Genomic DNA, 3075 nt, shown 5'->3' on the forward strand with positions numbered 1-3075 from the left:
GCACCTGACCCACGGCCCAGGGCACCGCCTGCAAGCCGGCCAGCGGGGGCACCGCGGACGGCGGCGCCGGGCCCCACACGTGTTTCGGCACGCCCAGGCCCCGTTCGGCGCTCAGGCGCCCGAACTGCTGCCCCCAGAACGCCGACCACGGCATGCCCGTCACGGCCAGGAACACGATCGCCACGGCGGCGACGATCCCGGTCACCGCGTGCACGTCGCGCCACCAGAGGCGCTGCGCCGGGCGCTCGCGCACGGTACAGACACCGCCCGAGCGCCCGCGCGGCCACCACAGGAACACGCCGGACACCACGAGCACCAGCGCCCAGCCGGCCACGATCTCGATCCAGTGGTTGGCCACCGGGCCGGCGATCGCCAGCGAGTGGAGGCGCTTGACGACCTCCATCAGCCGGTCGTCGTCGCGCAGCCTGCCCAGTTCCCGGCCGTCGGCCGGGTCGAGGTAGACCGCGACGATGCCCTCGGCCGTGCGGATGCCCACCCTCGGCGCTGCGGCCCGGCCGGGCCGGCGCGACGAAGCGCACCGCCACGCCGGGTTCGGCCGCCAGGGCCCTGTCGACCAGCGCGGACGCTGCCAGCCCCGGCGCGGACCCGGCTTCGACGACGCGCAGCCGTGCATAGAGCAGCGACTCGATCGGGTCCTTGAACAGGTACAGCGCGCCGGTCGTCGCCAGCAACGCCAGGAAGGGCAGGCAGACCAGCCCGGCGTAGAAGTGCCAGCGCCAGACGCGCCGGTACAGCGCGGACTCGGAGGCGGCGGCAGCAGCCTCCGCGGGGATCGCGTCGCTCATCGCGGCCTCAGAACTTGAAGCGCGCACCGACGTACACCGAGCGGGGCTCGCCGGGCGTGAGGATGGCTGCGTTGGATTCCGCCCTGTCCTGCACGCTGAACAGCGAGACGTAGTTCCGGTCGGCGAGGTTGCGAGCCTCGGCGTAGAGCTCCCAGTGATCGCGGGTCAGGCCGGCGCGCAGGCCCCACAGGGTGTAGCGGTCGACCGTGTAGGTGTTGGCGAAGTCCGCGTACCGGCGCCCCACGAGATCGAAGGTGGGCCCGGCGAAGAAGCCGCTCGCATGGCGGTAGAGCAGTTCGCCGCGCACCGCATAGGTCGGCGCGGCAGGCAGCCGGTTGTTGCCGTAGTCGGCATCGCCCTTGAAGCGGAAGTGGTTGACCGTCAGGTTGAGCAGCGGCTCGACGCGGTGGGCACCGGCGTCGTCGATCGCCAGGCTGGCGCCCAGCAGGGCCTCGACGCCGGCGTGGACCGTGCCGTCGACGTTGGTCGACAGGCTGACGCCGGGCACCGGGGCGCGCGACAGGATCTCGTCGCGCAGCCGCGCGTAGTAGACGGCGACGTCCCAGTGCCATTGGCTGCGGCCCGCGTCGTGCGTGCCGCGCGTGCCGACTTCCAGCACGGTGCCCTTCATCGCCTCCAGCGTCGACTGGTCGCCGCGCACGTCGTCCTCCAGTTCGTAGAGCGTGGGCGCCTCGTACAGGCGGCTCAGGTTGGCGAACAGCTGGACGGTGGGCGCCAGCTGGTGGATCAGGCCCACCCGCGGGTTGATGCTGTGGTAGTCGTCTTCCGGGTTGCGCAGGGCACCACTGGACACCGTGGTATTGCGGATCTCGCGGCGGGACGACACGGCCTGCGCGCCGTAGACCGCGGTCCAGTCCGGCGCGAACTGCCAGCGGTCCATCACGAACAGCTCCAGGCTGTCGGCCCGGTTGTCCACCTGCGTCGACAGCGTCGCGGCGCCGCCGGGCTCGTATCCGTAGTTCCCGCCCTTCACGGTGGTGAGGCCCGCGTTCAGGCCGACCAGCAGGTCGTGTTCGCCGATGCGACGCTGGTAGCGCAGCGTGCCGCCGAGGTTGCGCTGCTCGGTGTCGATCAACAGGCTGAAGAACGGCGGCGCGTAGACGATCGGGTGGTAGAGCTGCTGCTCCTCGTACGACAGGCCGGCCGTGAGGCTGCTGTTCGCGTCGATGTCCCACGTCGTCTTGTTGGCGAGGCGCCAAGTCTTCACGTTGTACTGGTAGTCGCCGGCCAACGCGGCGGCCTGGGCCTGGTGCGGGTTCGCTCGCCATTCGTCGCGCGTCAGCGCGCCCGGCAACTGCTGGTCGTTGTCGATCGCGGTGGCGTAGAAGCGCGTCCGCACGGCATCGCCGAGCTGCCAGCCGGCATTGGCGTAGAGGCCGCTGCGCTCCTGGCGGTGGTGATCACGGTAACCGTCGCTGCGCTTGCCCTCGGCGGTGACCAGCGCATCGAAGGCGCCGGCCACCGTGCCCAGCGTGATGCGGGCCTGCCGCTGGCCGTGGCTGCCGCCGTTGAGCAGCAGCTCGTTCGGTGCTCCGTCGCGCGCCGTGGGCGTGATGAAGTCGATCGCACCGCCGAGCGTGCTGGCGCCATAGGTGAGCGCGTTCGCGCCGCGCGCCACGATGGCGTAGCGCGCCGACAGCGGGTCGACGTCGCGGTTGTGGTTGTTGCCGTCGGCGGCGGTCACCGGCAGGCCGTCCTGCAGCAGCTTGATGCCGTTGCCGTCGTAGTTGGTGGCGTCGAGGTTGGAGCCGCGGCTGGACAGGAAGGACGAGTCGCCGGTGCTGCCGCTGGCGGCCCACAGGCCGGGCACGTAGCGCAGCATGTCGGCCAGGCTGGTGACGTTGCGCTGGCGCAGGGTCTCGCCGTCGACCAGCGTCACGGCGCCGGGTGTGACGGCCTGCTCTGCCGTCAGTGCCTTCCTGACCTGATCGGGCTCTCGCTCGGCAGTGATGACGATGGGCGGCAGTTGCGCCTCTTGCGGGCTCTGGGCCTGCGCGATCGCGCACGGGCCGAGGACGAGAGCAGACAGGACTGCGGGTGATCTTGAAAGCATGGTGCGAAGTTCCGGAAGCTGAGTCAGCGCTGCCGCCGGTCGGGCCGGCGTCGGGCGCGCGTCGTTCGGCACGCCGTCGCCGCGCCCTGGGCGGGCCGCAGCGCGAACCGATGCGCACGGAAGCACCGTGTCGATCGGGATGGCGTGGGAGCGTGCGAGGCGGCGTCGGGGACCGCCCGACGCGCCGGTGTCTCA

2 protein-coding genes and 1 pseudogene are annotated in these 3075 nt (G+C 71.6%); all 3 read right to left on the reverse strand.

Going from position 1 to position 3075, the window contains the following annotated elements; translation table 11 throughout:
- Positions 1 to 496, reverse strand: a 496-nt coding sequence (locus x551_RS27720; protein WP_253950434.1) for a PepSY domain-containing protein, incomplete at its 3' end; no start/stop codon positions are given.
- A 61-nt stretch (positions 497 to 557) separates the two neighbouring features.
- Positions 558 to 806 (reverse strand): annotated as a pseudogene (locus x551_RS27725) (PepSY domain-containing protein); the annotation flags it as partial.
- Between the two features lie 7 nt (positions 807 to 813).
- On the reverse strand, positions 814 to 2880 hold the full coding sequence (locus x551_RS20410) for a TonB-dependent receptor (RefSeq protein WP_231497824.1): 2067 nt from the start codon (positions 2878 to 2880) through the stop codon (positions 814 to 816).
- Between the last annotated feature and the right edge of the window lie 195 nt (positions 2881 to 3075).

It is taken from the genome of Methylibium sp. T29, assembly GCF_000576205.1.
GTDB lineage: Bacteria > Pseudomonadota > Gammaproteobacteria > Burkholderiales > Burkholderiaceae_C > Methylibium > Methylibium petroleiphilum.

Excerpts from the sequence above, each read along its gene's own strand:
- x551_RS20410 (WP_231497824.1), bottom strand. The coding sequence starts at position 2,880 with ATGCTTTCAAGATCACCCGCAGTCCTGTCTGCTCTCGTCCTCGGCCCG.